This is a genomic window from Deefgea sp. CFH1-16 (assembly GCF_016881365.1).
GTDB lineage: Bacteria > Pseudomonadota > Gammaproteobacteria > Burkholderiales > Chitinibacteraceae > Deefgea.
Genome location: NZ_WLYT01000001.1, coordinates 104,612 through 130,923 on the forward strand (window position 1 = coordinate 104,612; position 26,312 = coordinate 130,923).

Consider the following 26,312-nt stretch of genomic DNA (forward strand, 5'->3'; position numbering starts at 1 on the left):
TTAAAGACGATTTAGCGCAAATTAAGTTCTTGGCAACGTCACACCGACCTGCCCTTGATACTTTCCTTGACGATCACCGTAGCTGGTTTCGCAAACATCATCGGCATCCGCTTCAAAAGAACAACACTTGCGCCACACCTTCATTAGCGTAAATCTTGGCAGGCAATGGCGTGGTATTAGAGAATTCTAAAGTTACATAGCCTTCCCACTCCGGCTCAAATGGCGTCACATTCACAATAATGCCGCAGCGTGCATAGGTGGATTTACCCAAGCAAATGGTCAGTGCATTACGTGGGATACGGAAATATTCAACCGTGCGCGCCAGCGCAAATGAGTTTGGCGGAATAATGCAGTATCCCTTGCCTGAAACGTCAACAAAACTGCCTTCATCAAAATTCTTTGGATCAACGATCGTCGAATTGATGTTGGTAAACACTTTAAACTCATCCGCACAGCGAATATCGTAGCCATAGCTTGAAGTGCCGTACGATACAATACGCTCACCATTCACTTCTTTGACCTGACCCGGAACAAACGGCTCAATCATGCCGTGTTCTTGTGCCATTTTGCGTATCCATTTATCCGACTTAATGCTCATAGTGTGTACTCATTGTAATTGGTGCAGGTTTGTCACAACTCTGTCATTGAGATGTGACCATCATTGACCATATTGTAACGGTATTAAGGGGTATCGCTAAGGGCTTCTGCTCAGCCATGCGACTTAATTGTGCCACTTCGGCATTTTTTTGTATTTTACGCTCGCAAACCTTGCTCTAATACCTAGGATTGCCGACAATAAAGTAAGCATCATTCATCAACCCTGCGGAGTAATTCATGAGTTTAAGCCCTTGCCCAACCCTAGCACTTGCGGGTACTGGCAATGTCGTATTTGATACTGCAAATCTAAGCAATCAGCGCTTCGTATTGTTTTTTTACCCCAAAGACAGCACCCCCGGCTGCACCACCGAAACCAGCGATTTTCGCGATTTATACCCACAATTTTTAGCCGCCAATTGCGCTATTTTTGGCCTAAGTCGTGACAGCCTAAAAAGCCATGAAAACTTCAAAACCAAATTAGCCCTGCCTTTTGAGCTAATTTCTGACCCCGATGAAATCGCTTGCGAGGCATTTGGCGTCATGAAACTCAAAAACATGTATGGCAAGCAAGTGCGTGGCATTGAACGCAGCACGTTTGTGATTCAAAACGGCATCATTATTCAAGAATGGCGCGGCGTTAAAGTCCCCAATCATGCTGCGCAAGTTTTGGCATTTGTGCAAAGCTTGCCCACCACGTAATACCAGCAGCGGCCAGATGGCCGCTTTTTTTCAACCCACTTAGCACGACCAAGCTCTCTTCAACACTTATCCTAAAAATTAGTTTCTCACAACCAGGAGTGCATCATGGCCGCCCGTAAACGTAAAGCCCCCAGTGACCGCAAGCTCTTTGTACTGGATACCAATGTGTTGATGCATGACCCCACCTCGATTTTCCGTTTTCAAGAACACGATGTATTTGTTCCCATGATGACGCTTGAAGAACTCGATTCCAACAAAAAAGGCTTAACCGAAGTTGCGCGAAACGCGAGGCAAGCCAGCCGCTTTATGGAAGAACTCGTCGCCGGCATGGAGCACAATTTGCATGATGGTGTTTCTCTGTCCGCCACCAGCAAAGAACAAGCCACTGGCCGCTTTATTTTTACAAACAGAAGCCATTACCAGCGTTTTACCGGCACAACTACCAATGGGTAAAGCCGACAATCAAATTTTAGGCGTAGTGCACCATTTGCAGCAGATGTACCCCAACCGGCAAGTCATCTTGGTGTCCAAAGACATCAATATGCGTATCAAAGCTCGTACTCTGGGACTGGCAACCGAAGATTACTTTAATGACAAAGTACTCGAAGACACTGACCTACTTTACAACGGCATGCGCGAAATTGATCAGCCATTTTGGGAGCGCAACAGCAAAGACCTACAAAGCTGGCAAGAAGGTAATCGTAGCTACTGGAAAATCAAAGGTCCTGACGTGATTGACCTGTATGTCAATCAGTTGCTATTTCAATCTGGCGAAACGCCGATGCAGGCGCGAGTGATTAGCATCGAAGGCAAAACCGCAGTCCTCGAAAGCCTAAAAGATTATGGACACAGCAAAAATGCCATTTGGGGGATTGCCGCACGAAATCGTGAGCAAAATTTCGCCCTAAACCTACTAATGAACCCCGACATTGACTTCATTTCTTTACTGGGACAAGCCGGCACAGGGAAAACCTTGCTCACGCTGGCTGCGGGTTTAGCACAAACCCTAGAATCCAAAATTTACACCGAAATCATCATGACCCGCGTAACGGTGCCAGTCGGTGAAGACATTGGATTTTTACCCGGCACCGAAGAAGAAAAGATGATGCCGTGGATGGGGGCACTTGAGGATAATCTAGATGTGCTCAACCAAACAGACGCCGAAGCGGGCGACTGGGGGCGCGCAGCAACGCGCGACTTAATTCGTTCGCGCATCAAAGTAAAATCACTTAACTTTATGCGTGGCCGTACATTCCTTAAAAAATTCCTCATCATCGACGAGGCACAAAATCTAACTTCAAAACAAATGAAGACCCTAATCACCCGCGCGGGCCCTGGCACCAAAGTGGTTTGCCTGGGCAATATCAGTCAAATTGATACGCCATACTTAACCGAAGGCTCATCAGGCTTAACCTTTGTCGTTGATCGCTTTAAAGGCTGGGGGCACTCAGGGCACATCACCTTAACCCGAGGCGAACGCTCACGTTTGGCCGACTATGCCGCCGAGATGCTCTAATTAGCTGGTGTTTACCGCAATAAAAAAGCCCCATCGCAATTTGCGACGGGGCTTTAAAATCAATCGAAAAACTATTAATTACAAAGCAGCCACGACCGCGTCACCCATTGCTGAGCACGAAACACGTGTGGTACCTGCCTCAAAAATATCACCAGTACGCAGGCCTTGTGCTAACACCTTTTTAACTGCATTTTCTACGCGCAGCGCCGCTACTTCATTGTTAAATGGTATAGCGCAGCATCATTGCCACCGACAAAATCGTCGCCAATGGATTAGCAATGTCTTTGCCCGCGATATCCGGCGCAGAGCCATGGCTTGGCTCGTACAAGCCTTTATTGTTGGCATCAAGCGATGCGCTTGGCAACATACCAATCGAACCGGTTAACATCGATGCTTCATCTGACAAAATATCACCAAAGATATTGCCAGTAACGATCACGTCAAATTGCTTGGGTGCCTTCACCAATTGCATCGCCGCGTTGTCAACCAACATATGGCTGAGCTCAACGTCTGGATATTCTTTGGCCATGTCGGTCATGATTTCTTTCCAGAATTCAGTTGTTTCCAGCACATTGGCTTTATCCACTGAACACAATTTTTTGCCCCGTTTTTGCGCGGCTTGGAAAGCCACATGACCAATGCGGCGAATTTCGCTTTCAGCGTACAACATCGTGTTAAAGCCTTCGCGCTCACCGGCTTCATTCACGCGAATACCGCGTGGCTGGCCAAAATAAATATCGCCAGTCAATTCACGCACAATCAAAATATCCAAGCCTGAAACGACTTCAGGCTTTAAGGTCGACGCATTGGCCAACTCTGGATACAAAATGGCAGGGCGCAAATTAGCAAACAGATTCAAATCTTTGCGAATCGCCAGCAAACCGCGCTCAGGGCGCAGTGGACGATCCAATGTGTCGTATTGCGGCCCACCCACAGCGCCAAGCAAAATCGCATCCGCTTCACGGGCTAACTTTTGCGTGAACTCTGGATACGGTGAACCGTATTGATCATAAGCGGCGCCGCCAAGAGGCGCTTCTTGTAACTCTAAATCTAAGCCATCATTTTTTAAAACAGTGAGCACTTTTTTAGCTTGCGCTACGATTTCAGGACCAATGCCATCGCCGGGTAAGATCAATACTTTCATGCTGTTCTCGCGGTATTTTGTTTTTTAATATTTAAACGTAGAAAAAGAGGGGCTAGCCCCTCTTTTTAATTCATTCGAAACAATTAATACGATACTTTGTAGTTCACATCGCAGTCGGTCATAACAATGACGCGTGGGTGCGTTTGCAACAAAGATGCCGGCACTTGGGTGGTGATAGGACCATTGAGTGTGCGATCTAAGATCTCAGCCTTCTCTTGGCCTTTAACGACCAACAAAATCACTTTAGCTTGCATAATCGAGCCCATACCCATCGTTACTGCTTGAGTTGGTACTTCATCGATATGATTAAAGAAACGCTTATTGGCTTCACGGGTTTCTTCTTTTAATGTGACTTGATAAGTACCACGTGACAATTGGCTATCTGGCTCATTAAAACCAATATGACCATTACCACCGATACCCAATAATTGCAGATCAACTGGACCTTGTTCGAACATCATTTTGTCATACAGACGGCATTCAGCATCAATATCAGCCGCATTGCCATTTGGCACATGCGTGTTCGCGACTTGAATATCAATATGATCAAATAGATTACGCTGCATGAAATTGCGGTAGCTTTTCTTGATGCGTTACTGGCAAGCCAACATATTCATCCAAATTAAATGTTTTGGCTTGCGCAAAACTCACCAAGCCAGCTTGATAAGTTTTAACGATTTCTTGATACAAACCCACTGGCGTACCGCCTGTTGCCATACCCAATACTGCATTTGGCTTTGCACGCACCATAGCAATAATTAAATCTGCTGCTGCACGATCTAAATCGCTTTGATTTTTAAATTTATGCAAGATCATTGATTTTCTTTCCAAAATTAATTTTGACTCTAAAAGGATACGATAAAATTCGAATAACAATATTGATTCAGTCTAAATAAATACCAATCAACAAGTCCGAATTAAATATTGCGTTTACGACTGACTCATCATGATGTGCTAGGCCACCTACCTGATCGATTTTATATCGACATCAGCACCACAAATCCATCCGCCATACGTTGACACGCGCCATTTTACTAGCGCGCCAGCGCTCAATAGTTATTTAACAAACAGCCACGGCTGCGCCATTTCATGCTGGGTTTCAAACGCCTTAATTTTGTCGCTATGAGCCAATGTCAGGCCGATTTCGTCCAAACCATTGAGCAAACAATGCTTACGATGCTCAGTCACGTCAAATGCAAACACTTGACCACTGGGCGTAGTGATCGTTTGTTCAAGCAAATCAATTTTTAAGCGATAACCTTCAGTTTTGGCTTCGGCAAATAATTGCTCAATGACAGCCGCAGGCTGCACAATCGGCAACAAGCCATTTTTAAAGCAATTATTAAAGAAAATATCGGCAAAACTTGGCGCAATCAGCGCACAAAAACCGAAATCTTCAATCGCCCAAGGTGCGTGTTCACGTGATGAACCGCAGCCAAAATTGTCACGCGCCAACAGTACTTGAGCACCTTGATTACGCGACAGATTCAACTCAAATTCAGGGTTCAATTTGCGCTGGCTGTTATCCATCCCTGGCTCGCCGTGATCCAGATAACGCCACTCATCAAACAAGTTTGGGCCAAAGCCCAGAACGCTTAATGGATTTCAAAAAATTGCTTTGGAATGATCGCGTCGGTATCGACATTAGCGCGATCCATTGCACAGACCAAACCATCGAGTTTAGTAAATGGCTTCATTTTGTTGCCGCCTTATCAATTTCATTACCGACTTTTTTCAAGTCTTTGCCAAAGCCCGACACCGTATTGCATGCCGTTAACGTAAACAATATCAACAACAGGCTTGCGAATAGTTTCATTACACGCCACTCCTTATTGCAAAGAGAAGGTGCGAATATCAACAAAATGACCGGCAATCGCTGCCGCGGCAGCCATTTCAGGACTCACCAGATGCGTACGACCACCCTGCCCTTGACGACCTTCAAAGTTACGATTTGACGTTGACGCGCAACGCTCACCCGACTCCAAACGGTCAGCATTCATCGCCAAACACATCGAACAACCCGGCTCACGCCACTCGAAACCAGCCGCGATAAAGATTTTGTCCAGCCCTTCAGCTTCAGCTTGCGCTTTGACTAAACCAGAACCAGGCACAATCAGCACCAACTTCACGCTATCGGCTTTCTTTTTGCCGGCAACAACGCCCGCTGCAGCACGTAAGTCTTCAATCCGACTATTGGTACAGGAACCGATAAAGACTTTATCAATTTTAATATCCGTGAGCGGGGTATTGGCTTCTAAGCCCCATATATTGCAGGGCGCGCGCGTAACTACCCTGACGTGTTGCATCTGATTCTTGTGCAGGATCGGGTACTTTACCAGAGACACCGAGCACTTGTTCAGGCGACGTACCCCAAGTGATTTGCGGCTCAATATCAGCGGCCTGTAATACCACTGTTGCGTCAAACACCGCACCTTCGTCAGAAACGAGGTTTTTCCAATTTTCAACGGCGGCATCCCATTGCGCATCTGTCGGCGCAAAAGGACGACCCTTTAAGTAATCAAAGGTTTTCTGATCCGCGGCGACCATGCCTGCACGCGCACCGGCTTCAATTGCCATATTGCACAAAGTCATACGGCCTTCGATCGACAAAGCACGAATCGCTTCGCCACCAAATTCAATCGCAAAGCCCGTACCACCGGCAGTACCAATCTTGCCAATAATCGCCAAAGCAATGTCTTTGGCCGTTACGCCACGGCCAACTTGACCGTCGACCCGAACCAGCATCGCTTTAGATTTTTTTTGCGACCAAGGTTTGCGTAGCAAGTACATGCTCAACTTCTGAAGTGCCAATGCCATGCGCCAACGCCGCAAATGCGCCATGGGTTGACGTATGGCTATCACCACAAACGACTGTCATACCCGGCAGCGTCGCACCATTTTCTGGGCCAACGACGTGCACAATGCCTTGACGCAAATCTTTAAATGGAAAATAAGCCAACGCGCCATATTCTTTAATATTGGCGTCCAGCGTTTCAACCTGTAAGCGAGAAATCGGATCTTGAATGCCTTTTTCCCATTCATTGGTTGGCGTATTGTGATCCGCCGTCGCAACGACAGAAGAATTACGCCATGGTTGGCGATTGGCCAATTTCAAGCCTTCAAAAGCTTGTGGGCTCGTCACTTCATGAACCAAATGACGGTCAATATAGATTAAGCAAGTACCGTCGGCTTCTTCATGCACAACGTGGGACTGCCAAAGTTTGTCGTAGAGCGTTTGAGCCATAACAATCATCGCAAAAGAGACTATCGGGGAACTCCCGAAGTTAGCACAGAAGGCATATTGCGACAAGCCGCAATACCCTATTTACCCAACACTAATTCTTGCTCGAAGGGCAGGATTGAGTCATTTTAAAGCAACCCAACCGCCTAAAAATGACAGCAGGCCGAAAGAATTATTCGCCGATACTCAACAAGGGCATGCACGCATAAATTGCATCGCAATGTGCGCCTACCTAAGCAGCTAAAAACAGCAGCAAAACAGCGCCTGAATGGCCATTTTTGTAGGATTCACGCAACATCACGCACCGAACGAGAACCAAAACGCGCCGCCACGCTGCACTAAAATTCACCAATCATTGCGATTTATCGTTGCAAAAAAGTCGCGTAAAACACACCGTATTGCCCACAAGCACATGCACTACCAGTCTAAGAGGGCAATACATCACATAACTGACAAAATGCGCCACCACTTTTTAACTGAAATAGGCTGCATAACAAAATTATTCATTTTGCGCGAGTAAATAAGACACCATTAGTCATATGGAATAGTGCCGTGTTTCTCACTTTGATGACTTATATGATGAAAGAAAATCTAATCATCATGCAATACAAAGGACCCAACATGACCAAGAAATTCAGCCCGCGCGATATCCGTAAACAATTGGGCATGAACCAGCAAGACTTCTGGAGTCAAATTGGTGTAACGCAAAGTGGCGGCTCGCGCTACGAGAGTGGTCGCAACATGCCTAAACCAGTGGCCGAATTATTACGCGTCGTTCACATCGAAGGCATTGATCTAGCCAAACTACGCAAAGAAGAAATTAAAGTATTAGAACTTTTACGCAGCGAACGTCCGGAACTGATGGATGAATTACTGCAAAAAGCCCAACAAAGTGAAGCAGCAAGTCACTAAGCTGCCAGCTTAACTGACAAACCTAATGATGTAATTCGTTCGGCCAAGCGTTGCATCCACTCTGTGGGTGCGGCGCTCAGCTGCGCCGCCTCTGCCTGCATCGAAGTGCGAGCAATCCCATAGAGCAACACCCCTTCCAGCTTCACACCTGCCTCAATTTGCTGCGCCAAAAACGTTAAATAAGCCTGCAGCTCAACTTCCGAGGGCAACTGGCCATCCACCGCAAACATGCACGTCTGTATCCATGTTGGACACAAAGCCGCTGCCTGCGCCAAGCGCCGCATTACTTGCTGCCGATTCAAACGAATTTGATTGACCCATGCAAAATCATCTTGCGGCGCACGATCGACCTTAAACCAAACCTCTCCGCGCAACGATGCCATGGTTTTAAGCGCCAGCTGTACACTGGCCTTATCCAGCTGACTACCATTGGTAATCAGCACCACTTTGATTTGCCCGCGCAAGGAAAAACGATCTAAGGCCCGCTCAACAATCGCGACACATTCGGCAAACTGCCCCGAAGTCGTTGGCTCGCCATTACCTGAAAATGCAATGTCATTGAGTCGACGCACACCATCTGGGACTGCTCGATTCATAAAATCGCCGTTAACAACATCCCCGAGCATCAAATCCAATTCAAACTCTAACTGCGGCAATGCAATTTCTGGCGCAGAACCTCTTTGCAAATCAGGCACTTGGCAATACACGCAGCGCCAATTACAGGCGTTATTTGGGTTTAAATTGATACCCACCGAAACCCCGCCAGCACGACGCGACACCACCGGATAAACATAAGTCAAGCCTGCAATATCTCGCCGATGATCATTCACCTGTAGCGGTGCAATCCATTGTGTTTTAAACGACATGCTCAGGCGCTCTCACCAACAAAACTGGCGTTTTTGCATAGCGAAGCACGCCTTCAGCCACACTACCAAGCAGCAAATGCGTCAAGCCGCCATAACCATGCGTACCCATGACCAGCAATTCGGCATGCCATTTCTCACCTTCATCGACAATCGTACGCGCGATTTGTCCGCCCCAGATTTCAAGCAAGGCCACGTCAACCGTCAAACCCAGTGCACGGAGCTCTTCAGCTCTAGAGTCAAGCAATGCTTGCCCGCCAACCCGAAGCGAAGCCTGTAATTGCGGCACATCCAAAAATTCATTGGCACTCCAAGCAAACTGCGCCAGATCAATCACATGAATCAGCCGAAGTACCGCCCGTTGTTCACCGGCAAGACGCTTTGCTTCTTCTAGCGCCGCAGCACTGGTATCACTATGATCGACTGGCACTAAGATACGTTGATACATAGGGCAAACTCCTCCAAAATAACTACTTTAGTCTTACAGGACAAAGCTTATTGCGGCAATGTGCTGACGCGCTTAAACTCAAAGCTACATCAATACTTAAAACTAACTATGCCACGAATTAAACTCGACTTACCAGAGTGCAATCTATTTCAGTGCAATATTACGGTTCGAATTACCGATATTAACTACGGCCAGCATTTAGCACATGATGCCTTACTGGGCTTACTACACGAAGCAAGGTTGCAATGGCTCGTTCATCTGGGGTATCACAGTGAAGTTGACATCGGTGGTGCAGGTTTAATTTTAAGTGATGTTGCCGTTATTTTTTTACACGAGGCCTTTTATGGTGACGTGTTGCAGATTCGCCTTGGGATTGACGAAATCAGTCAAACTCGGTTTGAACTTTATTATGATGTAAGCACCCAAGCACAGCCAATTGCTAAAGCAAAAACAACCATGGCCTGTTTTAGCTATACCGAACGAAAAATCATGTCCTTGCCGGCTCTTTTTCGGCAGGCGATCAAAAGTCAGGAGCAACAATAGAAATGAAAAAATACCCTAGCAATAGCCCAGAAGCCATGGCACGTATCTTGGTCATGCAGATGATGTGTGATGGTAGTTTTGACCCAGAAGAAATCGAAGAGCTAGAGCATTTACGCGCTTATGAGATTCTTGGCATTACCCGCAAAGGTTTCATTCAAGTATTACAAGCCTATTGCGCTGACATCAGCGATGAAGCCGATGAAAACGGACAAATTCGCTTAATTGACAAGCAACGCATTGATGATTTACTTGAAACCATTGATGAGCCACAAAAACGTTTGCAACTGGCGGCGCTGGCGCTCGACATCGCCAAATCAGACCAAGAAATTTGCGACGCTGAATTGGCGGTATTTAGCCGCATGCTCAAAAAAATGGCATTTATCGCTCGACGATTTAGCCATCGCTTTTGGCGAATAAACCCGCTAATTGCACAAGCTGTACATGACACGACACCACGTTGCTTAAGCTTTATGTCTTTCCAATAACGTCGGTATACTCAATGTACACCTTGGCAACAGCAAAAAATTGCCAGCTCAAGCCAACAAACACCAAGCTCTACAGACTGCTTGGCTTGAGTAATCAACAACCCGCACCACACCGTGGCGCGCACCCTAAAATAATAAAAATACCACGACAGGTACGCCATGAGCTGGGTTATTGACTTACATACCGCACTGGAACGCAGATTCATTTCAACGCTGGCTAAGAAATTTGCTTTTATTGGCTTATTTTTAATCTTTCCAATATTACTCCTGATTGCCAGTCACCGACTTGAATCCAAACTCAGCGCCACGCTCGCGCAACTCGCTCCGGCTACCAGTCAATTGATACTACAAGAAATCCAGCATTTGCAATGGTTTGCCATCGCCTGCACCGCCCTTACTGTATTACTCTGCGCCATTGAAATTACTTATTTTCATTTTTGGATTACCAAACCGGTACAACGCATCGATCAAGTCTTTGATGAAGCGGCCAGTCACGAAGGCGATCTTTCAAAGGATATTCCGGCCCCCTACTCCGATGAAATCAGCCAACTCGCGCTCACCTGCAACCGCTTTTTAAGTAAACAACGCGACATCATTGCCAATGTCCAAACTATGACGGTTGGCATGGCGCTTGAGGCGGCTAAATCACAAAAAAACATCAAAGATTCAGCCTCGGCCACCGCCCAACAAGATACGCTAGCCAGAAATGTGGTCAACGCCAGCAATGCAACCACCGAAGGCATTAACCACGTCTCGCACCGCACCGGTGAGATTTCGCAAACAACGGCACAAAATTTGCAAATGGCGCGACAATCCTCAGCCGAACTACAAGACGTCACCACGCGTATTAATGCGATCACCCATAAAATTGCCTCTTTCAACCACACCGTTGACGGATTAAATCAACGTTCAGCCAGCATCAAAACCATTGTTGATTTGATCAAAGAAATTGCCGGACAAACCAATTTATTAGCGCTCAATGCCGCCATTGAAGCCGCACGCGCCGGTGAACAAGGTCGTGGCTTTGCGGTTGTTGCCGATGAAGTGCGTAAATTGGCAGAAAAAGTTGGCGTCGCAACCGATGAAATATCCAACGATATCGACAATATGCTCAGCCAAGTGGCTGAGACCTTGGCCGAAACCGCCATGATTACGACGGATGCCAACCTAACCCGTGAAGCGGTTGCAAAAGCATCAATGCAATTTGCACAATTGATGCAAGATTTTGAAATGACCGCGCAAGCCTTATCTGGCATTGCACAGACCCTCGAAAGCTTCACCAGCGCCAATAATTTGGTGAATGCCAACGTTTCAGAAATTCACCAATTATCACTCGGGGTGAATGAAAAAATGGGGCGATCAGCGCAATCTTCTTTTGATGTGGCGCAAGCGGCAGAAAAAGTCCAAGCCATGATTGGCCGTTTTACCGTAGGGCAAGGCGCGCTGGATTCCAGCATCTCATCGGTATGCCAATACCGCGATCGGATTGCCGCCCAAATTGAGGCACTGCATCAGCGTGGCATCAATGTGTTTGACCACAACTACCGCCCCTTACCCAATACCCAACCACAAAAATACCAGACCGAATACAACGCGCACTTTGTGTCTGACATTCAACCACTTTACGATGAACTCGCCAAAACCGCGCCTGGCGGGCGCTTTGTTTTGGCCGTTGACTGCAATGGCTACGCGCCGACCCACAATAGCTGGTATGCCAAAGCGCTAACCGGAGAGAGTGCCATCGACTTAATTGAGAGCCGTCACCAACGTATTTTTAACGATCCCGCTGGGCTACGTGCCGCACGCAATACCGAACGCTTTTTATTGCAAACCTATGTTCGCGATACCGGTGAAATCATGACTGAAATCGACGTGCCGATCACTGTCAATGGTCGACACTGGGGTGGATTGCGCCTAGGGTTTGATGGTAATGCGATTTTAACCAACGCCTAAATGCATGTCTGAGCTACAAAAATCTAGCTTCAACGCGATATTTGATGCCAATAGCCGCATCTTAATTTTAGGCAGTTTGCCAGGCGACGCCTCGCTCAATGCAGGGCATTACTATGCACATCCAAGAAATGCCTTTTGGCCGATAATCAGCCAATTGATTGCCGTCGACTTAACACAACGTCCATTTGCTGAACGCTACCCCCTTATTCAGCAATATGGCATTGCGCTCTGGGATGTGGTGCAACAAGCAAACCGTGTTGGCAGCCTTGATACTGCGATCCAAACACCACAATTGAACCCACTTGACGCGTGGTGTAGAGCGCAACCTCAACTGCAGTTAGTGGCCTTTAATGGCCAAGCTGCGGCCAAATACGGCAGCAAACTCATTCCGGGGTATATTGAGCAACTCGTTTTACCGTCTAGCAGCCCTGCGCATACCCTTAATGTTAGTCATAAGACCGAAGCTTGGCTCGCCGCGCTGAGGCCTTATTTAAAAACTTAACGCTCGTCTTTACCAGAAGCCCAAATCGCAAACATCAGCCAAATTGCATTAACCAAGGCGACAACAAACCCTAAAAATCCCAGTAACGGCATCCCCAACAAAGTGGGCCCCGTCTTAATCGTCATGGCAATCGATGAGCCAATAATCAATGCGCCAGTCACAATGCCCATTGTCAACCGATTGGCACTTTTAGCCAGCAAACTGCCAAAACGATCTAAGCGTTTTAAGTCCAAATCCACCTTCAAACTACCACGCCGAGCTTGCTTGATCAGTTTACCAATATCACTGGGCAAACCGGACAACACACTGAAGGCTTCAAACACATTGTCTTTGCCGGTTTTAAGCCAAGCTTTGGGGCTCAAGCGCTCAAGAATGACTTCTTTTACAAATGGCGTTAGATGCGGCACCATTTTAAAATCAGGATCAAGCTGGCGCCCCAAACCTTCCAAGGTGATCAGCGCTTTAAATAACAGGGTTAAATCCGACGGCAATGTGATTTCATGGTCGCGCATAATGACGGCAACATCGTTGAGCATATGTCCAAACGGAACGTCTTTTAGCGGCAGATTCTCGTAATTAAACATAAAATCGGCAATATCACTGGCCAATTTAGTCTCATAAACTAAAGTGTCACCGGTCCATTCGAGCAATACATTTAAAATGCCATGCTCATCACGTTGCGATAAAGCGGCCAATAAATCGACAATTTGATCTCGCCGTGGCCGTGGCAAACGGCCAACCATACCAAAATCAAGAAATGCAATCCGGTTGCCCGGCAAATACTTCACATTGCCAGGATGTGGGTCCGCATGAAAATAACCATCGATCAATACCATTTTAAGCACTGCATCAGCACCACGGGCAGCCAATACCGTTCTATCCATACCTGCAGCATCGACTGCCGCTAAATCATTGCCCGCGATCCCGCCGATATAACTTTGTACATTCAAACTCTCGCCAGTCCATTGCCACCAAATGCGTGGAATCTCAATTTCATCATGCCCAGCAAAATTTTGTACAAAGCGCTCTAAATTACGCGCTTCGGTCGACAAATTCAGCTCTCGACGCAGCGACTTGGCAAATTCATCCACAATCCGCACCGGCTGATAACGCCGCAAATCTGGAAACTCAAATTCAGCCAAGCTGGCAATGTGCCGCAAAATACGTAAATCGGCTTCAATTTTTGGAATAATTCCCGGCCGGCGAATCTTTAACACGACCTCGGTGCCATCTTGCAACTGCGCCCGATGCACCTGAGCGATGGATGCCGAGCCCACTGGAATGGGATCTAAAGCTTTAAAAATCGCATGCGGATCATCGCCTAACAACTGCTGTAATTCGGGCAATAAAATGGCAAAATCCAACGGTGGTACTTCACTTTGTAATTTTTCAAATTCAGCAATCCAATCGGGGGTAAACATATCCACCCGCGTGGCTAAAACCTGACCCAATTTAATAAATGTAGGGCCCAATTGCTCTAACGCTTTTCGTACCCTCACCGCCGGCTCAAGTAATTCAATTTCATGCTCACCGGGCAAATGCAAAGCATCGCTAGCGCGTTCTATTCCTTTGTTCAAGCCCAATTTTTGCACCAAATTGCCAAGGCCATAACGAATCAAAATCGCTACAATCTCTCTCACTCGAGGTAAATCTCTGACAACAGTGAACGTTTCTTTCAGCATTCAGTCCTATTTCCTTAAATGAAACCAATAAAATTCGGATTATTTCAATTTTATGCTTTACAGCCCGATTCCACATCCGTACAGTTCCTGCCCATGAAATGGATCATCATTCTCACCACACTATTTAGCCTGAGCGCACTCCCTGTCTACGCCGACGAGGAGATGCCCGTTGGCGAAGTTGCGACCCCAAGTAGCTGGGGCGCTAACAAACCAAGTAGTAATACCGCCAGCAAAGCCAAACGCAATAAAAAATCCGCTGAGAAACAAGCTGACTATACACCGGCTCAGGATTTACTTTTATCTGCAATGAGCTTAATTGGTGTGAAATATACCTGGGGCGGCGACACACCTGAATCGGGGCTCGATTGCAGCGGATTTATTCGCTATGTTTTTCAAAACTCGATGAATTTAACCTTGCCGCGCACCGCCTTTGAAATGGCGCAAAAAGGTAAAACCATCGATAAATCAGAATTAAAACCGGGTGACTTGGTTTTTTTCAATACACTAGGCAGAACGTTCTCTCACGTTGGCATTTACCTAGGCGACAATCGATTCATTCATTCACCCCGTGCAGGGCGCAGCGTCGAAGTGGCCAATATGGGCATTAACTATTGGACCACGCGCTTTACTGGTGCGCGTCGAATGGCCGACGCGGGCAATTCTGAAGGCTTAAATGTAAATGCCATGCTGGCGGCCAGCAGTAATGAAAACAAACGCAGCGCCGTGGCGACTTCATCGGCCAGCAGTAGCAGTAAACGAGTTTGTAAAAAAGTGACCACCGGCAAAGGTAAAAACAAAAAAACGGTGACGCAATGCGCAACTGTTACCAGTAAGCCAAGTACAGTACAAACGCGTAAATCGACAAAACACACAAAAAAGTGCCACGACGAGTCGCAAAGTAAGTAGTAAAAAAGTAACTGCCAACAAAAATGTGGCGAAAAAACCGGCGAATAAAACCCGCGCGCAAAGTCGCGCCAAAAACCAGCACTGCAAAACCTAAAGCAACGACTCAAACTAAAAAATAATCACTTATTTTTAGCCAATAAAAAAGCCATTCAACGAATGGCTTTTTTATATTGCGCGAAATTTAAATATCAAAATCTTTTGCTGGCACAATCACCAAGCCCGCACGCAAACCCGGTGGTACATCGGGATTAGGGAAAATAATCCGTGCGTTAGCTTCTTCAATAATAAATTGCTCGCCCTGATCTTCCGCCAACACCAAACCTTGCGCCAAGGGCGTAAAGTTATCCGTTTTGCCATCAATGGCAAATTTAAAATCATTGGTTTTCTTCATTACTTCACGCGAAACACGGAAAACTTGCACCTGTTCCGGCACTAAATCTGGCGTAGGCAACTCACCTTGAATTAATTGCTGCAAATAGGCAGCCATTTTAGATAAGTCGATCTGCTGGTTCTCTCCAAACGGGCGAGCACTTCCCAATTCAATGGTAAAGGCCGCAGCATTACAATGGCGGCTGGAAAAAAACGAAAAGGTACTCGACACCGTCGATTGCAATAACACCGTATCGACCCCTGCCAATGACAAGCGCGCAATTTCAACGGTCGAGAACGTATTTCCAGGTTTAGGTAGTGGGTAAATTGCAAATTTTTCAATCAAAGAACCGTGAATCGCCGTATGTAAATCGTAATGAAACCTTGGTTTTTTCGCTTGCGCATTGGCTTGAAAAAACCGCATTACATGCATTTCTAGCATTGCAGCGCGCCTTTTCTCAATGCCGTCTTCAACCTCTGGCGTGCGAGAAAACAATCGATTCATGTCTTCTTCAACAAAACGATGACCTAAACGCAAAGCCGCCACATTGCCAAAAATAAACAGCACACGTGCGCGCACCTTAATTGCGCCCAGCATGATTTGCTCAATCAATTGGTCGACCAATTCAACCGGCGCGGTCTCATTCCCATGGATGCCGCAGGAAATCACCAGATCCAATGCCGTATTATCGATGTCTTGCGGCTCGAATCGAATCACCCCCTCATCCATCACCTGTACGCCAGCCCCTGTCGGCAAGCAGTACGGCAAGGCGATGGTGGTATTTCCTGATAATGTTTCTTGTAAAAAACGACTCATTTGCACTTAACCCAAGGGAAATCGATAATGGTGAGCTAATTTTAGCAGGATCAGCCCATGACACGGGCGTTCTTAAACATCCACGCCTTGCATCTGAAACGGATAAATCGACCCTAATTGCAAAATCTGCGTCAATTCATCCAATGCGCTACGCACTTCAATTAAAAAACTCGGATCAAGCAAATCAGCTTCAACTAAACGATCACGGTAATGCCGCTCAACCCACTGCGTCAGCCGTGCATACAGTGCATCATTCATCCACACCCCAGCATTGACCGCGTTGGCTTCAACTTCATTTAAAGCGACCCGCAGCCGCAAACACGCTGGGCCGCCACCATTTTGCATGCTTTGCTTTAAGTCATAGACCAACACAACTCATCAATTGGCCCATTACTCGCTTGCAATGCTTGTAGATAAGCCCACACCGCTGGCGTATTACGGCACTCCTCAGGCACAACGAGGCGCTGCCTGCCATCGGGCTTAGCCAATAGTTGGCTATTAAACAAATACGACTTCACCGCGTCAGCCACGCTCACTACATCACGGGACACTTCGATAATGTGTAATTGGCCAGCCATTTTGGCCGTTAACTCGGCATACACTTGATCAGACGCTAAAAACGCATCTTGATGGCAAAACAACACGTTTTGATTGCCAACCGCAATTACATCGTTATGAAACACCCCGGCATCAATCACTGCGGGGTTTTGCTGCGCCAACACCGTGTGGCTGGCCGCTAAACCATGACGACGAATCACCGCTTCGCTCGCCTCTCGAGTTTGTCTGGCCGGATAGTGCTGCGGCGCAATCTGCCCTCCCCAGTGCTGACGGCCATAAACAAACAACTCGACGCCTTGCTCGGCATAGTCATGACACAGCCGAGTATGATTGGCAGCACCTTCATCGCCGAACGCCGCAAGCATCGGCAAAGCATCGTGCACCATAAAATGCTGTGGGTGCGCAAAAATACTTTTTAGCGTGCGGGCGGTTTGTTTGTGCTCGATGGCGCGGTGAAATTTATTTTGTAAGTTCGCCACCGTAAAATGCACCCGGCCATCTTGCGTATCGGCGGATGGACTCACTGTCGCTGCATTGGCGGTCCACATGGAAGACGCTGAACTCAACGCAGACAAAAACCCCGAAGGGGTATTGCTCATGGCTGCAATGATTTCAGCATCGCTACCCGTATACCCTAGATCACGTAACATCCACAACGCTGGCCGCTCTTGCGGTGGCAATACGCCTTGGCGATAGCCTAAATCGGCCAAGGCTTTCATTTTGGCCAAGCCTTGCAATGCCGCTTCGCGGGGATTGGCCGCTTGATTGGCGTTACCCGTTGACGCCACATTGCCAAACGAGTGACCACCGTAATGATGCGTTGGCCCCACCAAACCATCAAAATTGGCTTCAAATGCCCGTACTGAATTCATAAAGTCATCCCCACTGGCAACTGAGCCGGCAATTGCAATTGCTCAGCCTCGATCGAGGCCACCGGATAAGCGCAATAATCGGCAGCATAATACGCACTCGCGCGATGATTACCCGACGCGCCAATACCACCAAATGGCGCAGCACTGGATGCGCCGGTCAGCGGTTTATTCCAATTCACAATCCCAGCGCGCGACGCACGCCAAAAATATTCATATTGCGAGCGCGAATCGGACAACAAACCGGCTGCCAGACCAAACTGCGTGCGATTAGCCAGCACCAGCGCCTGATCAAAATCGGTATAACGCTGCACTTGCAGCAAAGGGCCAAAATATTCTTCATCCGGCAAATCAGCCAAACCGGTGACATCCAAGATGCCTGGCGACAATAAAGCGGTATTGGCTATCAATCGTTGCATGGCCAATAAAGTGTGCGCGCCTTGGGCTTGCAAACGCTGCTGCGCCGCCAGCATGGCATCGGCCGCCGCCAGCGAAATCACCGCGCCCATAAAGGGCTGGGCTGGCGCATCCCAAGTGCCAACTTGTAAAGCGGCGGTCACCGTAATCAAGCGAGCAATAAACGCATCACCCCACGCACCAACCGGCAATAGCAAACGCCGCGCGCAAGTACAACGTTGACCCGCAGAAATAAACGCCGACTGAATCACATGGTGGATTGCCGCATCAACGTCACTGACTTCCTCCACCACCAATGGATTATTGCCGCCCATTTCTAGCGCCAAAATTTTATGTGGCGCACCCGCAAATTGGCGATGCAAGGCATAACCAGTGTGTGCACTACCGGTAAAGTACAAACCATCTAAATCAGCATTGGCCGCCAGAGTAACGCCCGTTTCACGCCCGCCTTGCACCACATTCAGTACCCCTGCTGGCAAACCTGCTGCAATCCATAACTCAGCGGTTTTTTGCGCGGTCATCGGTGCCAATTCAGACGGTTTAAATACCACGCAATTGCCAGCCAGCAGCGCCGGCACAATGTGGCCATTGGGTAAATGACCAGGGAAATTATACGGGCCAAATACCGCCACCACGCCATGCGGCCGATGGCGTAACACCGCTTGCGCATCGCCTTGCTGCGCCTCTTTATAACCGGTTCGCTCATCGTAACTTTTGATCGAAATCTCGATTTTATTGACCATGGTTGCCACTTCAGTCAATGCTTCCCAACGCGGCTTTCCCGTTTCAATGCCAATCACATCGGCCAAACTAGCTTGATTGGCTTTTAATAACTCAGCAAAGTTGCGAATTAACGCCGCACGCTCGGCAAATTGCAGATCACGCCAAGCAATAAACGCGGCACGAGCGGCACATACCGCCTCCTTCACGTCATCGTCATTGGCAGCTGCACCTTGCCAAACAATGTCTTGCGTTACTGGATTGCGCGAAGAAAAAACCTCACCACGGCCAGACAGCCAATGCCCATGAATTAATTGCATACTTTTTCCTTTAAACCTTTGCGGACAAAGGCACAGCACGAACAGTAGCGTCATGCGTTAAATTTAAGCGTGTTAATACTTCGCTCGTCAGCGGCAAGATGCCATCTTGTGGTAAGGACACCGCTAAAGTAACTCTAAAATCAGTCAGGCTTCGATTGCTGACTAACCAAACTGAGCCATCCACCGGCTCCGTAGCGACGGGCAAAACGGGAAATACGGCACTGTCTTTGATGGCACGAATATCGGCCAAGCTGCATTCCAAGCTTGGACCGGCATCAAAAATATCGACATAGCCTTGATAACGAAAGCCTTCGGACTCCAGCAAAGCGCGTGCCGGTTCCGTGGCCGGATGCACGTGCCCCAAGGCCGCCCGAGCTTCATCAGATAAGAAACAGGTATAGATTGGATGTTTAGGCATCAATTCTGCAATAAACGATTTGCTGCCGACGTAAGACAGAAAATCCGCTTTAGCAAAATCCATCGTAAAAAAATGCCGGCCTAAACTTTCCCAAAATGGCGAACGCCCGGTTTCATCAGAAACGCCGCGCATTTCAGCGATCACTCGCTCTGAAAATCGATCAGGAAACTCGGCCATAAACAAAAATCGACTTTTCGACAGCAAAGCGCCATTACCATCGCGGCGATACGTTGGCTTTAAAAATAAAGAGCACAACTCGCTTGAACCGGTTAAGTCGGAAGTTAAAAATAGCGTCGGCAGTTGCTTATAAATCTGCATTTCGCGTGATGCATGCACCGAAAGACCCACTCGGTAGTTGTACCAAGTGTCGTGCATGCCCAAAGCAGCTTCAACGCCGCAAATACCGACGATTTGTTGGCTATCATCGTCTTCAAGCACGAATAAATAACTGGCGTCAGCCAAGTCAAGTTGACCATGCAGACTTAAATTACTGGTTTGAATGCGCGCACTTAAGCGCTCAGGATTGGGCTGTAACGTTGTAACGCCTACACCCGCGGTCGCTGCCAAAGCAAGGAGCGCCTCTAGATCTGCGGGGACGATCGGGCGTATTAACATGGTCTTCAACTAAAAATGGAATATAACCAATGTAGCAAAGTGTTGAAAAACCGCGTATCGGTACTATCCCCATTCAAGCGGGATGCAGCGAGCTCTTTACGGCTGACCTACATCAAGGTGCGCGCCCCTTCAAAGCGCGGCGCAAAGTAAACATTTTTCAATGATTCGATCCGGACTCGACCATTACTCGACGGCGCATGAATAAATTTTTCATCGCCAAGGTAGATACCAACGTGGGAAAACGAGCGATCAGTAGTTTTTAAAAAACACCAAATCCCCCGCCTGCATTTCTGACTGGCTCACCGGTCGTGATGCCGCCGCCATCGCCGCTGCCGTACGTGGCAGCGTAACACCGAGAGCATTTTTATACACCAGCAAGACTAATCCACTGCAATCTAAACCCGCTTCTGGATTAATACCACCAAACTGATATTGCGTTTCCAATAAGCCCAAGGCATACATCACCACTTCGCGACCAGCACCATCGGCTTTAATATTAGACAGCGAGGGTATAGGCTTGGCGGGCTTATTTTTTGCTGGTTTGGTGGAAGTACACCCAGTGAGTATAAAAAGCCCACACAGCAAAGTGATCGTAAACTTAATCATCCACTAATACTCGCACGTGCTCAGTGACGCTGCGCGCCAAGGCAGATAAGTCATAACCGCCTTCGAGCATCGACACGATGCGCTGCTCACTGTAGCGCGCGGCGACTTTCATTAATTGCTGCGTCACCCAAGCATAATCGGCTTCAACTAAGCCCATCGAGCCCATTTCATCTTCCAGATGCGCATCAAAACCAGCCGAGATCAAAATCAGTTGCGGTTGATATTCATTTAATAGAGGTAACCATTGCTGGGTGACCACTTCACGAAATTCCGCACTTTTGGTCGCTCGTGGCATCGCAATATTGTGCATATTGTCCGCCATCGGCACATCCCCTGAATAAGGAAAAAACGGGTGCTGAAAAATACTCACCATCAAAGCGCGAGGCTCATCCCATAAACAGTCTTCAGTGCCATTACCGTGGTGCACATCAAAATCAACAATCGCCACGCGCTCCAAACCATAAGCGGCAATTGCATGCTTGGCGGCAATCGCAACATTACTTAAAAAAACAAAATCCAAAAGCTTTTTCTTTTTCTGCGTGATGCCCCGGTGGACGAATCGCACAAAATGCATTTTGTGCCTTACCTTGCATCACCAAATCCACCGCTTGAATCCCGGCGCCTGCACCATGGTAAGCTGCGTTCAAGGTGTAGGGATTTAACACCGTGTCAGGCTCTAAATGCACATGCCCTTGCGCTGGACTGGCAACAGCTAAACGATCTAAATACGCCGCCGGATGCACCCGCAGCAATTGTTCTCGCGTTGCCGCTTGCGCCGTGACATGCAATAAATAATCCCAAATACCCGCCGCGATCAAGCGGTCTTGAATCGCCGCCAAACGCTCAGGACATTCAGGATGACCTTGCCCCATTTCATGCATCACACACGATGGATGACTAATATATGCAGTTGCACCACAGGAACCGACCACAGAAATTGCCCCTTGTTGACTATATTCATATTGCTTTTGATATGAAAACCCAATGCTGATTACATAGATTTATGTTTACTCAACATGTTCTTTATCGTTGATTCTGCACAACCAAGAAAACTTGCAACATCTTCAATCTTCGCGTCATTCATACGAATTTCTAACGCCAGCTTAAAACCAATCTTTTTCAGCCTACCCAGCTCGTCACCGCCTGACTTAGTACTTGCTCAATAGACATGTTTATTGTTAAGTTTACGCTGCACAGCACAAGAGGGAAAGAATGACACCATCAACACCGCCACGCCTGTTGCAGCAACTCCACGCTGCCGAGCAGCAATTAAATCAAATTATCCTGGGCAAGCCGCACACCATTCGGCTTGCGTTAACGTGTATTTTGGCCCAAGGCCACTTATTAATTGAAGACATCCCCGGCGTTGGCAAAACCACCTTAGCCCATGCTTTAGCCCGAGTTTTAGGTTTGGCATTTGCACGCATTCAATTTACCAGCGACTTACTGCCTGCCGATTTACTCGGGGTTTCAGTGTATGAGCGTCACGAAGCACGGTTTCAGTTTCATCCCGGCCCGATTTTTACTCAAATCTTGTTGGCCGATGAAATCAACCGCGCTACCGCCAAAACGCAATCGGCCTTACTCGAAGCGATGGCCGAGCGCCAAGTCACTTTGGATGGCGAAACCCATTTACTCCCCACGCCGTTCTTTGTGATTGCAACACAAAATCCACAACAACAAATCGGTACTTTCCCTTTACCCGAATCGCAACTCGATCGATTTTTATTGCGCATTGAGCTGGGTTATCCGAGCCCCGCCGCCGAGCGCGCCTTACTCGAGGGCCTAGATCGACAAGTTTTACTCCAACAAACAGCTGCCTTACTCAACGCAGAGCAGCTCATCGCCGCGCAAGCTGCGATACAACAAATTACTGCCTCACCAGCACTACTGGATTATATTCAGGCACTGATTGCACACTCACGCCGCGACACTCAATTTGTATATGGCCTATCGCCGCGAGCCGCATTAGGCTTAGTTCACGCCAGCAAAGCTTGGGCATGGCTCAATGGCCGCAATATGGTGCTGCCCGATGATGTACAGCAAGTTTTTGTCGCCGTTGCTGGCCATCGTTTAATCTCAAAACAAAGCCATCGCAATGACTTTGCCGCGGTTCAGCAACTTTTAGCGCAGGTCGCAATTCCTTGATTAAATCCACTATCAATCGGCCGTGGCAACGCTGGATCAATCGCCGTCACCCCGCACACAGTGGCCAACAAGAAATCCGCCATCAGCAGCTCTATATATTGCCGACTCGCTACGGCTGTGCATTTAGCTTTATGGTACTGACACTGCTTGTTGGCGCATTAAATTATCAACTCAACCTGGGTTTACTGTTTGCCTTTTTACTCATTGGCATTGGCCAAACCATGATGCTCAAATCGTACGCCAATCTACTTGCCCTTCGATTGGAAGTACTCCCAATATCCGCCGTTTTTGCTGGGGAACATGCGGCCGTTTTAATTCGTTTTGAAAACAAAAAAGACATTACGCGCAGCCAATTGCATGTTTCTTGCCGCGACAGCGCCATTGCGACACTGAGCAACCTGCCGCCGTGGGCGACACAAGACGTCACTTTACGACTGCCATGCCCGCAACGCGGCGCAGTCACCCTGCCGCGCTTACGTCTAGAGTCAACTCAACCGATGGCCTTGTTTCGTTGCTGGAGCTTCCTGAATAGCCCGCAATCACTATGGGTTTATCCCGCACCGGAAGAAAACCCACCGCCACCACCGCTCGGACATCATCGATCGACCGGACAAACTTTATCCAACGCCCATGGCCACGATGAGTTTAATGGTTTGCGTGTATTTCAACGCGGAGACGCCAAGCATGCCATTGCGTGGAAACACAGCGCGCATGGCGAGCAATTGCTGGTGAAGCACTTTCAATCCCCTACCGGGGAAAGCCGCTATTTTCACTGGGATGATGTGCAAGATTTAGAACTTGAACTGGCTTTAAGTCGACTTTGTGCTTGGATTTTAGCCGCCCAAGAACGTGGCCAAGATTATGGGCTTAAGCTACCCAATGCGCACTTTGCCCCAGCATTAGGCGCAATTCATCAGCAGCGCTGCTTATTGGCACTCGCGCAATTTACGCCCCCACGATGAGCCGCCAACTGACACCGCCAGAACAACAGCAACTTGGCGTGCTGATGCTCTTCGTTTGCCTGCCGCATCTGATCATGCAAAACCCATGGCTATCTGGTTTGCTCGGTTTGGCACTACTGACTTATTGTGGATTAAGCCCCCAACGGCGAACGCAAATACCGCGCCACTTGAGCTTATTACTGGCAATTTTAAGCTTGCTCCTCGTTTATCAAGCCCATCAAAGCCTCATGGGCGCGAAGGTGGGATTGCCGTATTGATTGCGCTGTGCATTAGCAAACTGTATGAAACACGCACCGTCCGCGATGCCCATGCCATGTTATTGCTGGCGTTTTTTGCGACAGGGATCAGTTTTTTACACGGGCAAGCGCCTTGGCAAGCGGCATTGGCTGGCTTGGCCTTAGTCGCAACCGTTTGCATTGCACTGCGCTTAGAAAACAATGTACTAACCCTAGGTATATCTATCAAGGCAGCGGTAAAAATATGTTTACAGGCAATACCCCTTGCCGCCTTATTGTTTTTGTTTTATTCCCTCGACTACCGGCTCCGCTTTGGAGTTTGCCCAACGAGACTGCCGCTCGCACCGGTCTATCTGGGGACAAGATGTCGCCGGGCAGCTTAAATCAATTAATCCAAGATAATCGCATCGCCTTTCGTGCTGAATTTAACGGCATGGCACCACGCCAAGATCAACTGTATTGGCGTGGCCCGGTGTTCAATCAGTTCGATGGCCAATACTGGCTACCCGCCACGGCAAACTCGAGCAAGCCACCACAAATCATCGCACGCGGTCCTCAAGTTAACTACAGCATCACCTTAGAGCCGAATCAACAAAACTGGTTACTGGCATTGGATCTACCTACTCAGTTCCCACAAACTGCAATGTTGAACTCACAATTGCAATTAATCCAACGCAGCCCGATCAATCAAAGACTGCGCTACAGCGCCAGTAGCACCTTGCACTGGCAAACCTTGGGTGACACTGGCATCGCAGCGGCCCTGCAGCTGCCACCGTCACTGAACCCAAAAACAATCTCCCTCGCGCAACGCTGGCAACAACAAGCCCCTGCACAACGCGTTCAATCGGGCTTGCAATGGCTAAAAACCCAGCATTTTAGTTACACGCTAACGCCGCCATTGCTACAAAAAAAAGATCGGATTGATGAGTTTTTATTTGAATCAAAACAGGGCTATTGCGAACATTACGCCAGTGCTTTTGCCGTACTCATGCGGGCCGCAAACGTGCCTGCACGTATCGTGACCGGCTATCAAGGCGGCCAGTTCAATCCCAATGGTAATTACTACATGATTCGACAAGCCGATGCCCACGCTTGGGTTGAGGTTTGGCTAACAGAGCAAGGTTGGCAGCGCGTAGATCCTACCTTTGTGGTTTCACCCACACGCATCGAAAATGGTTTCGAAAGCCGCTTTGCGCCTCGCTGGCAAAATGATGCGCTGCCAATGCTATTTAGTCGCGACGCAACATTCATCAAATCCATGCGACTGCATCTCGATGCGTGGGTGAATCATTGGAATCAATGGGTCATTGCGTATGACAGCCAACGCCAATTGAATTTACTTCAGCGGCTAGGCATTAAAGAATTTCTCTCTTGGCTATTCTTACTTTATTTAAGCGGTGGATTACTACTTATTCTTGGTGGGTTTTTATTTTTATTTTTTACATCGCAATCCAGCGCAACCGACCGATGTTGCCCATCAATTATTTGCGCGCTATTGCAAAAAATTACACCGCTTTCAACTTTACAAAGCACCGCATGAAACGGCCAGCCAGTTTGCCGCACGCTGCCAAACAGCACGCCCCGAATTGGCGGCCAGTATGATTGAGATCACCAACCTCTATCTGGCCGCGCGTTATGCGCAAGACAGCAGCGCATTAGCGCAATTAAAAATCGCCATTAAACGTTTTGCTTAATTCAAACAGATCGATTTATGATGGCCGAACCCTCATCCACTCATTCTCATTTAAAACTATGGCTCGCTTTTT

27 protein-coding genes and 6 pseudogenes are annotated in these 26,312 nt (G+C 48.0%); 14 read left to right on the forward strand and 19 right to left on the reverse strand.

What is annotated here, in order from left to right; all coding sequences use genetic code 11:
- Positions 1–21: 21 nt before the first annotated feature.
- A pseudogene (gene dcd / locus GKO28_RS00580) lies at positions 22–598 on the reverse strand (dCTP deaminase).
- Between the two features lie 236 nt (positions 599–834).
- On the opposite strand from dcd, the gene GKO28_RS00585 reads away from it, so the two are divergent.
- Together GKO28_RS00585 and GKO28_RS20820 are read left to right on the forward strand one after the other, a co-directional pair.
- On the forward strand, positions 835–1,296 hold the full coding sequence (locus GKO28_RS00585; RefSeq protein WP_182075015.1) for a peroxiredoxin: 462 nt from the start codon (positions 835–837) through the stop codon (positions 1,294–1,296).
- 105 nt (positions 1,297–1,401) lie between these two features.
- Positions 1,402–2,812, forward strand: a pseudogene (locus GKO28_RS20820) (PhoH family protein).
- Positions 2,813–2,890: 78 nt separating this feature from the next.
- On the opposite strand, the pseudogene leuB reads toward GKO28_RS20820, so the two are convergent.
- The 6 genes and pseudogenes from leuB to leuC form a co-directional block, all read right to left on the reverse strand.
- Positions 2,891–3,956 (reverse strand): annotated as a pseudogene (gene leuB / locus GKO28_RS00595) (3-isopropylmalate dehydrogenase).
- An 83-nt stretch (positions 3,957–4,039) separates the two neighbouring features.
- Entirely contained in the window at positions 4,040–4,522 is a 483-nt protein-coding gene (locus GKO28_RS00600) for a glucosamine-6-phosphate deaminase (protein ID WP_203563804.1), read from the reverse strand.
- A complete protein-coding gene (locus tag GKO28_RS00605; protein WP_203563805.1) occupies positions 4,512–4,772 on the reverse strand; it encodes a hypothetical protein in 261 nt (86 codons plus the stop codon). Before GKO28_RS00605 ends, GKO28_RS00600 begins: the two co-directional genes overlap by 11 nt.
- A 240-nt stretch (positions 4,773–5,012) precedes the next feature.
- Positions 5,013–5,653: pseudogene (gene leuD / locus GKO28_RS00610) on the reverse strand (3-isopropylmalate dehydratase small subunit).
- Entirely contained in the window at positions 5,650–5,772 is a 123-nt protein-coding gene (locus GKO28_RS00615) for an entericidin A/B family lipoprotein (protein ID WP_173533878.1), read from the reverse strand. Before GKO28_RS00615 ends, leuD begins: the two are co-directional and overlap by 4 nt.
- A 13-nt stretch (positions 5,773–5,785) precedes the next feature.
- Positions 5,786–7,200: pseudogene (leuC, locus tag GKO28_RS00620) on the reverse strand (3-isopropylmalate dehydratase large subunit).
- Positions 7,201–7,818: 618 nt separating this feature from the next.
- Here leuC and GKO28_RS00625 point away from each other — a divergent pair.
- Entirely contained in the window at positions 7,819–8,109 is a 291-nt protein-coding gene (locus tag GKO28_RS00625; protein ID WP_173533876.1) for a DNA-binding transcriptional regulator, read from the forward strand.
- Here the strand turns inward: GKO28_RS00625 and GKO28_RS00630 are convergent.
- Both GKO28_RS00630 and GKO28_RS00635 read right to left on the reverse strand, forming a co-directional pair.
- Positions 8,106–8,975, reverse strand: a complete 870-nt coding sequence (locus GKO28_RS00630; protein WP_182075016.1) for a radical SAM protein — start codon at positions 8,973–8,975, stop codon at positions 8,106–8,108. The two genes, GKO28_RS00625 and GKO28_RS00630, sit on opposite strands and share 4 nt — an antisense overlap.
- Positions 8,965–9,420 carry a universal stress protein gene (locus GKO28_RS00635; protein WP_182075017.1) on the reverse strand — a complete coding sequence of 152 codons (456 nt, stop codon included), beginning with the start codon at positions 9,418–9,420 and terminating at the stop codon, positions 8,965–8,967. Before GKO28_RS00635 ends, GKO28_RS00630 begins: the two co-directional genes overlap by 11 nt.
- A gap of 108 nt (positions 9,421–9,528) precedes the next feature.
- On the opposite strand from GKO28_RS00635, the gene GKO28_RS00640 reads away from it, so the two are divergent.
- The 4 genes from GKO28_RS00640 to GKO28_RS00655 all read left to right on the forward strand — a co-directional run bounded on the left by GKO28_RS00640 (position 9,529) and on the right by GKO28_RS00655 (position 12,903).
- Positions 9,529–9,963, forward strand: coding sequence for a thioesterase family protein (locus tag GKO28_RS00640; RefSeq protein WP_182075018.1), 435 nt, complete (start codon positions 9,529–9,531; stop codon positions 9,961–9,963).
- 2 nt (positions 9,964–9,965) lie between these two features.
- On the forward strand, positions 9,966–10,448 hold the full coding sequence (locus tag GKO28_RS00645; RefSeq protein WP_247646237.1) for a hypothetical protein: 483 nt from the start codon (positions 9,966–9,968) through the stop codon (positions 10,446–10,448).
- A gap of 159 nt (positions 10,449–10,607) precedes the next feature.
- The gene (locus tag GKO28_RS00650; RefSeq protein WP_203563806.1) at positions 10,608–12,401 is read left to right on the forward strand and encodes a methyl-accepting chemotaxis protein; all 1,794 of its coding nucleotides are present in this window, start codon (positions 10,608–10,610) and stop codon (positions 12,399–12,401) included.
- Positions 12,402–12,405: 4 nt separating this feature from the next.
- Positions 12,406–12,903: a DNA-deoxyinosine glycosylase gene (locus GKO28_RS00655; protein ID WP_182075019.1), complete on the forward strand. Its 498-nt coding sequence runs from the start codon at positions 12,406–12,408 to the stop codon at positions 12,901–12,903.
- On the opposite strand, the gene GKO28_RS00660 is transcribed toward GKO28_RS00655, so the two are convergent.
- The gene (locus tag GKO28_RS00660; RefSeq protein WP_182075020.1) at positions 12,900–14,585 is read right to left on the reverse strand and encodes an AarF/ABC1/UbiB kinase family protein; all 1,686 of its coding nucleotides are present in this window, start codon (positions 14,583–14,585) and stop codon (positions 12,900–12,902) included. The genes GKO28_RS00655 and GKO28_RS00660 overlap by 4 nt on opposite strands.
- Positions 14,586–14,678: 93 nt before the next feature.
- Between GKO28_RS00660 and GKO28_RS00665 the strand changes: the two genes are divergently transcribed.
- On the forward strand, positions 14,679–15,491 hold the full coding sequence (locus tag GKO28_RS00665) for a C40 family peptidase (RefSeq protein WP_182075021.1): 813 nt from the start codon (positions 14,679–14,681) through the stop codon (positions 15,489–15,491).
- Between the two features lie 181 nt (positions 15,492–15,672).
- Here GKO28_RS00665 and astE read toward each other — a convergent pair whose 3' ends face one another.
- The 9 genes from astE to GKO28_RS22090 all read right to left on the reverse strand — a co-directional run bounded on the left by astE (position 15,673) and on the right by GKO28_RS22090 (position 22,132).
- On the reverse strand, positions 15,673–16,677 hold the full coding sequence (astE, locus tag GKO28_RS00670) for a succinylglutamate desuccinylase (protein WP_182075022.1): 1,005 nt from the start codon (positions 16,675–16,677) through the stop codon (positions 15,673–15,675).
- Between the two features lie 72 nt (positions 16,678–16,749).
- Entirely contained in the window at positions 16,750–17,022 is a 273-nt protein-coding gene (locus tag GKO28_RS20825) for an N-succinylarginine dihydrolase (RefSeq protein WP_282099192.1), read from the reverse strand.
- Positions 17,023–17,030: 8 nt separating this feature from the next.
- Positions 17,031–18,107 carry an N-succinylarginine dihydrolase gene (gene astB / locus GKO28_RS00675; RefSeq protein ID WP_282099193.1) on the reverse strand — a complete coding sequence of 359 codons (1,077 nt, stop codon included), beginning with the start codon at positions 18,105–18,107 and terminating at the stop codon, positions 17,031–17,033.
- Complete coding sequence (astD, locus tag GKO28_RS00680; RefSeq protein WP_182075023.1) at positions 18,104–19,561, reverse strand: succinylglutamate-semialdehyde dehydrogenase; 1,458 nt, start codon at positions 19,559–19,561, stop codon at positions 18,104–18,106. Before astD ends, astB begins: the two co-directional genes overlap by 4 nt.
- 10 nt (positions 19,562–19,571) lie before the next feature.
- On the reverse strand, positions 19,572–20,594 hold the full coding sequence (gene astA / locus GKO28_RS00685; RefSeq protein ID WP_182075024.1) for an arginine N-succinyltransferase: 1,023 nt from the start codon (positions 20,592–20,594) through the stop codon (positions 19,572–19,574).
- A 107-nt stretch (positions 20,595–20,701) separates the two neighbouring features.
- Complete coding sequence (locus GKO28_RS18895) at positions 20,702–20,869, reverse strand: NlpC/P60 family protein (protein WP_307839067.1); 168 nt, start codon at positions 20,867–20,869, stop codon at positions 20,702–20,704.
- The gene (locus tag GKO28_RS00690) at positions 20,844–21,200 is read right to left on the reverse strand and encodes a C40 family peptidase (RefSeq protein ID WP_247646238.1); all 357 of its coding nucleotides are present in this window, start codon (positions 21,198–21,200) and stop codon (positions 20,844–20,846) included. The genes GKO28_RS18895 and GKO28_RS00690 overlap by 26 nt, the downstream gene beginning before the upstream one ends.
- Positions 21,193–21,720, reverse strand: a complete 528-nt coding sequence (locus GKO28_RS22085) for a hypothetical protein (protein ID WP_307838922.1) — start codon at positions 21,718–21,720, stop codon at positions 21,193–21,195. The genes GKO28_RS00690 and GKO28_RS22085 overlap by 8 nt, the downstream gene beginning before the upstream one ends.
- Complete coding sequence (locus tag GKO28_RS22090; protein WP_307838923.1) at positions 21,698–22,132, reverse strand: hypothetical protein; 435 nt, start codon at positions 22,130–22,132, stop codon at positions 21,698–21,700. Before GKO28_RS22090 ends, GKO28_RS22085 begins: the two co-directional genes overlap by 23 nt.
- Positions 22,133–22,412: 280 nt before the next feature.
- Here GKO28_RS22090 and GKO28_RS00700 point away from each other — a divergent pair, with 280 nt between their 5' ends.
- The 6 genes and pseudogenes from GKO28_RS00700 (at position 22,413) to GKO28_RS18905 (ending at position 26,240) form a co-directional block, all read left to right on the forward strand.
- Entirely contained in the window at positions 22,413–23,348 is a 936-nt protein-coding gene (locus GKO28_RS00700; protein ID WP_182075025.1) for a MoxR family ATPase, read from the forward strand.
- Positions 23,345–24,310 carry a DUF58 domain-containing protein gene (locus GKO28_RS00705; RefSeq protein WP_182075026.1) on the forward strand — a complete coding sequence of 322 codons (966 nt, stop codon included), beginning with the start codon at positions 23,345–23,347 and terminating at the stop codon, positions 24,308–24,310. Before GKO28_RS00700 ends, GKO28_RS00705 begins: the two co-directional genes overlap by 4 nt.
- Positions 24,307–24,567 (forward strand): transglutaminaseTgpA domain-containing protein, encoded by a 261-nt coding sequence (locus GKO28_RS20830; RefSeq protein WP_182075027.1) that lies wholly within the window; start codon positions 24,307–24,309, stop codon positions 24,565–24,567. Before GKO28_RS00705 ends, GKO28_RS20830 begins: the two co-directional genes overlap by 4 nt.
- A complete protein-coding gene (locus GKO28_RS22545; RefSeq protein ID WP_374220752.1) occupies positions 24,486–24,929 on the forward strand; it encodes a DUF3488 domain-containing protein in 444 nt (147 codons plus the stop codon). The genes GKO28_RS20830 and GKO28_RS22545 overlap by 82 nt, the downstream gene beginning before the upstream one ends.
- Positions 24,821–25,675: pseudogene (locus tag GKO28_RS18900) on the forward strand (transglutaminaseTgpA domain-containing protein); the annotation flags it as partial. The gene GKO28_RS22545 and the pseudogene GKO28_RS18900, both read left to right, overlap by 109 nt.
- 289 nt (positions 25,676–25,964) lie before the next feature.
- Entirely contained in the window at positions 25,965–26,240 is a 276-nt protein-coding gene (locus GKO28_RS18905; RefSeq protein WP_307839068.1) for a DUF4129 domain-containing protein, read from the forward strand.
- Positions 26,241–26,312 lie beyond the last annotated feature (72 nt).

Coding starts and splice junctions, on each gene's coding strand:
- GKO28_RS00585 (WP_182075015.1), top strand. CDS start 835: ATGAGTTTAAGCCCTTGCCCAACCCTAGCACTTGCGGGTACTGGCAAT.
- GKO28_RS00600 (WP_203563804.1), bottom strand. CDS start 4,522: ATGCAGCGTAATCTATTTGATCATATTGATATTCAAGTCGCGAACACG.
- GKO28_RS00605 (WP_203563805.1), bottom strand. CDS start 4,772: ATGATCTTGCATAAATTTAAAAATCAAAGCGATTTAGATCGTGCAGCA.
- GKO28_RS00615 (WP_173533878.1), bottom strand. CDS start 5,772: ATGAAACTATTCGCAAGCCTGTTGTTGATATTGTTTACGTTAACGGCA.
- GKO28_RS00625 (WP_173533876.1), top strand. CDS start 7,819: ATGACCAAGAAATTCAGCCCGCGCGATATCCGTAAACAATTGGGCATG.
- GKO28_RS00630 (WP_182075016.1), bottom strand. CDS start 8,975: ATGTCGTTTAAAACACAATGGATTGCACCGCTACAGGTGAATGATCAT.
- GKO28_RS00635 (WP_182075017.1), bottom strand. CDS start 9,420: ATGTATCAACGTATCTTAGTGCCAGTCGATCATAGTGATACCAGTGCT.
- GKO28_RS00640 (WP_182075018.1), top strand. CDS start 9,529: ATGCCACGAATTAAACTCGACTTACCAGAGTGCAATCTATTTCAGTGC.
- GKO28_RS00645 (WP_247646237.1), top strand. CDS start 9,966: ATGAAAAAATACCCTAGCAATAGCCCAGAAGCCATGGCACGTATCTTG.
- GKO28_RS00650 (WP_203563806.1), top strand. CDS start 10,608: ATGAGCTGGGTTATTGACTTACATACCGCACTGGAACGCAGATTCATT.
- GKO28_RS00655 (WP_182075019.1), top strand. CDS start 12,406: ATGTCTGAGCTACAAAAATCTAGCTTCAACGCGATATTTGATGCCAAT.
- GKO28_RS00660 (WP_182075020.1), bottom strand. CDS start 14,585: ATGCTGAAAGAAACGTTCACTGTTGTCAGAGATTTACCTCGAGTGAGA.
- GKO28_RS00665 (WP_182075021.1), top strand. CDS start 14,679: ATGAAATGGATCATCATTCTCACCACACTATTTAGCCTGAGCGCACTC.
- astE (WP_182075022.1), bottom strand. CDS start 16,677: ATGAGTCGTTTTTTACAAGAAACATTATCAGGAAATACCACCATCGCC.
- GKO28_RS20825 (WP_282099192.1), bottom strand. CDS start 17,022: ATGCAAAATGGTGGCGGCCCAGCGTGTTTGCGGCTGCGGGTCGCTTTA.
- astB (WP_282099193.1), bottom strand. CDS start 18,107: ATGAATTCAGTACGGGCATTTGAAGCCAATTTTGATGGTTTGGTGGGG.
- astD (WP_182075023.1), bottom strand. CDS start 19,561: ATGCAATTAATTCATGGGCATTGGCTGTCTGGCCGTGGTGAGGTTTTT.
- astA (WP_182075024.1), bottom strand. CDS start 20,594: ATGTTAATACGCCCGATCGTCCCCGCAGATCTAGAGGCGCTCCTTGCT.
- GKO28_RS00690 (WP_247646238.1), bottom strand. CDS start 21,200: ATGATTAAGTTTACGATCACTTTGCTGTGTGGGCTTTTTATACTCACT.
- GKO28_RS00700 (WP_182075025.1), top strand. CDS start 22,413: ATGACACCATCAACACCGCCACGCCTGTTGCAGCAACTCCACGCTGCC.
- GKO28_RS20830 (WP_182075027.1), top strand. CDS start 24,307: ATGAGCCGCCAACTGACACCGCCAGAACAACAGCAACTTGGCGTGCTG.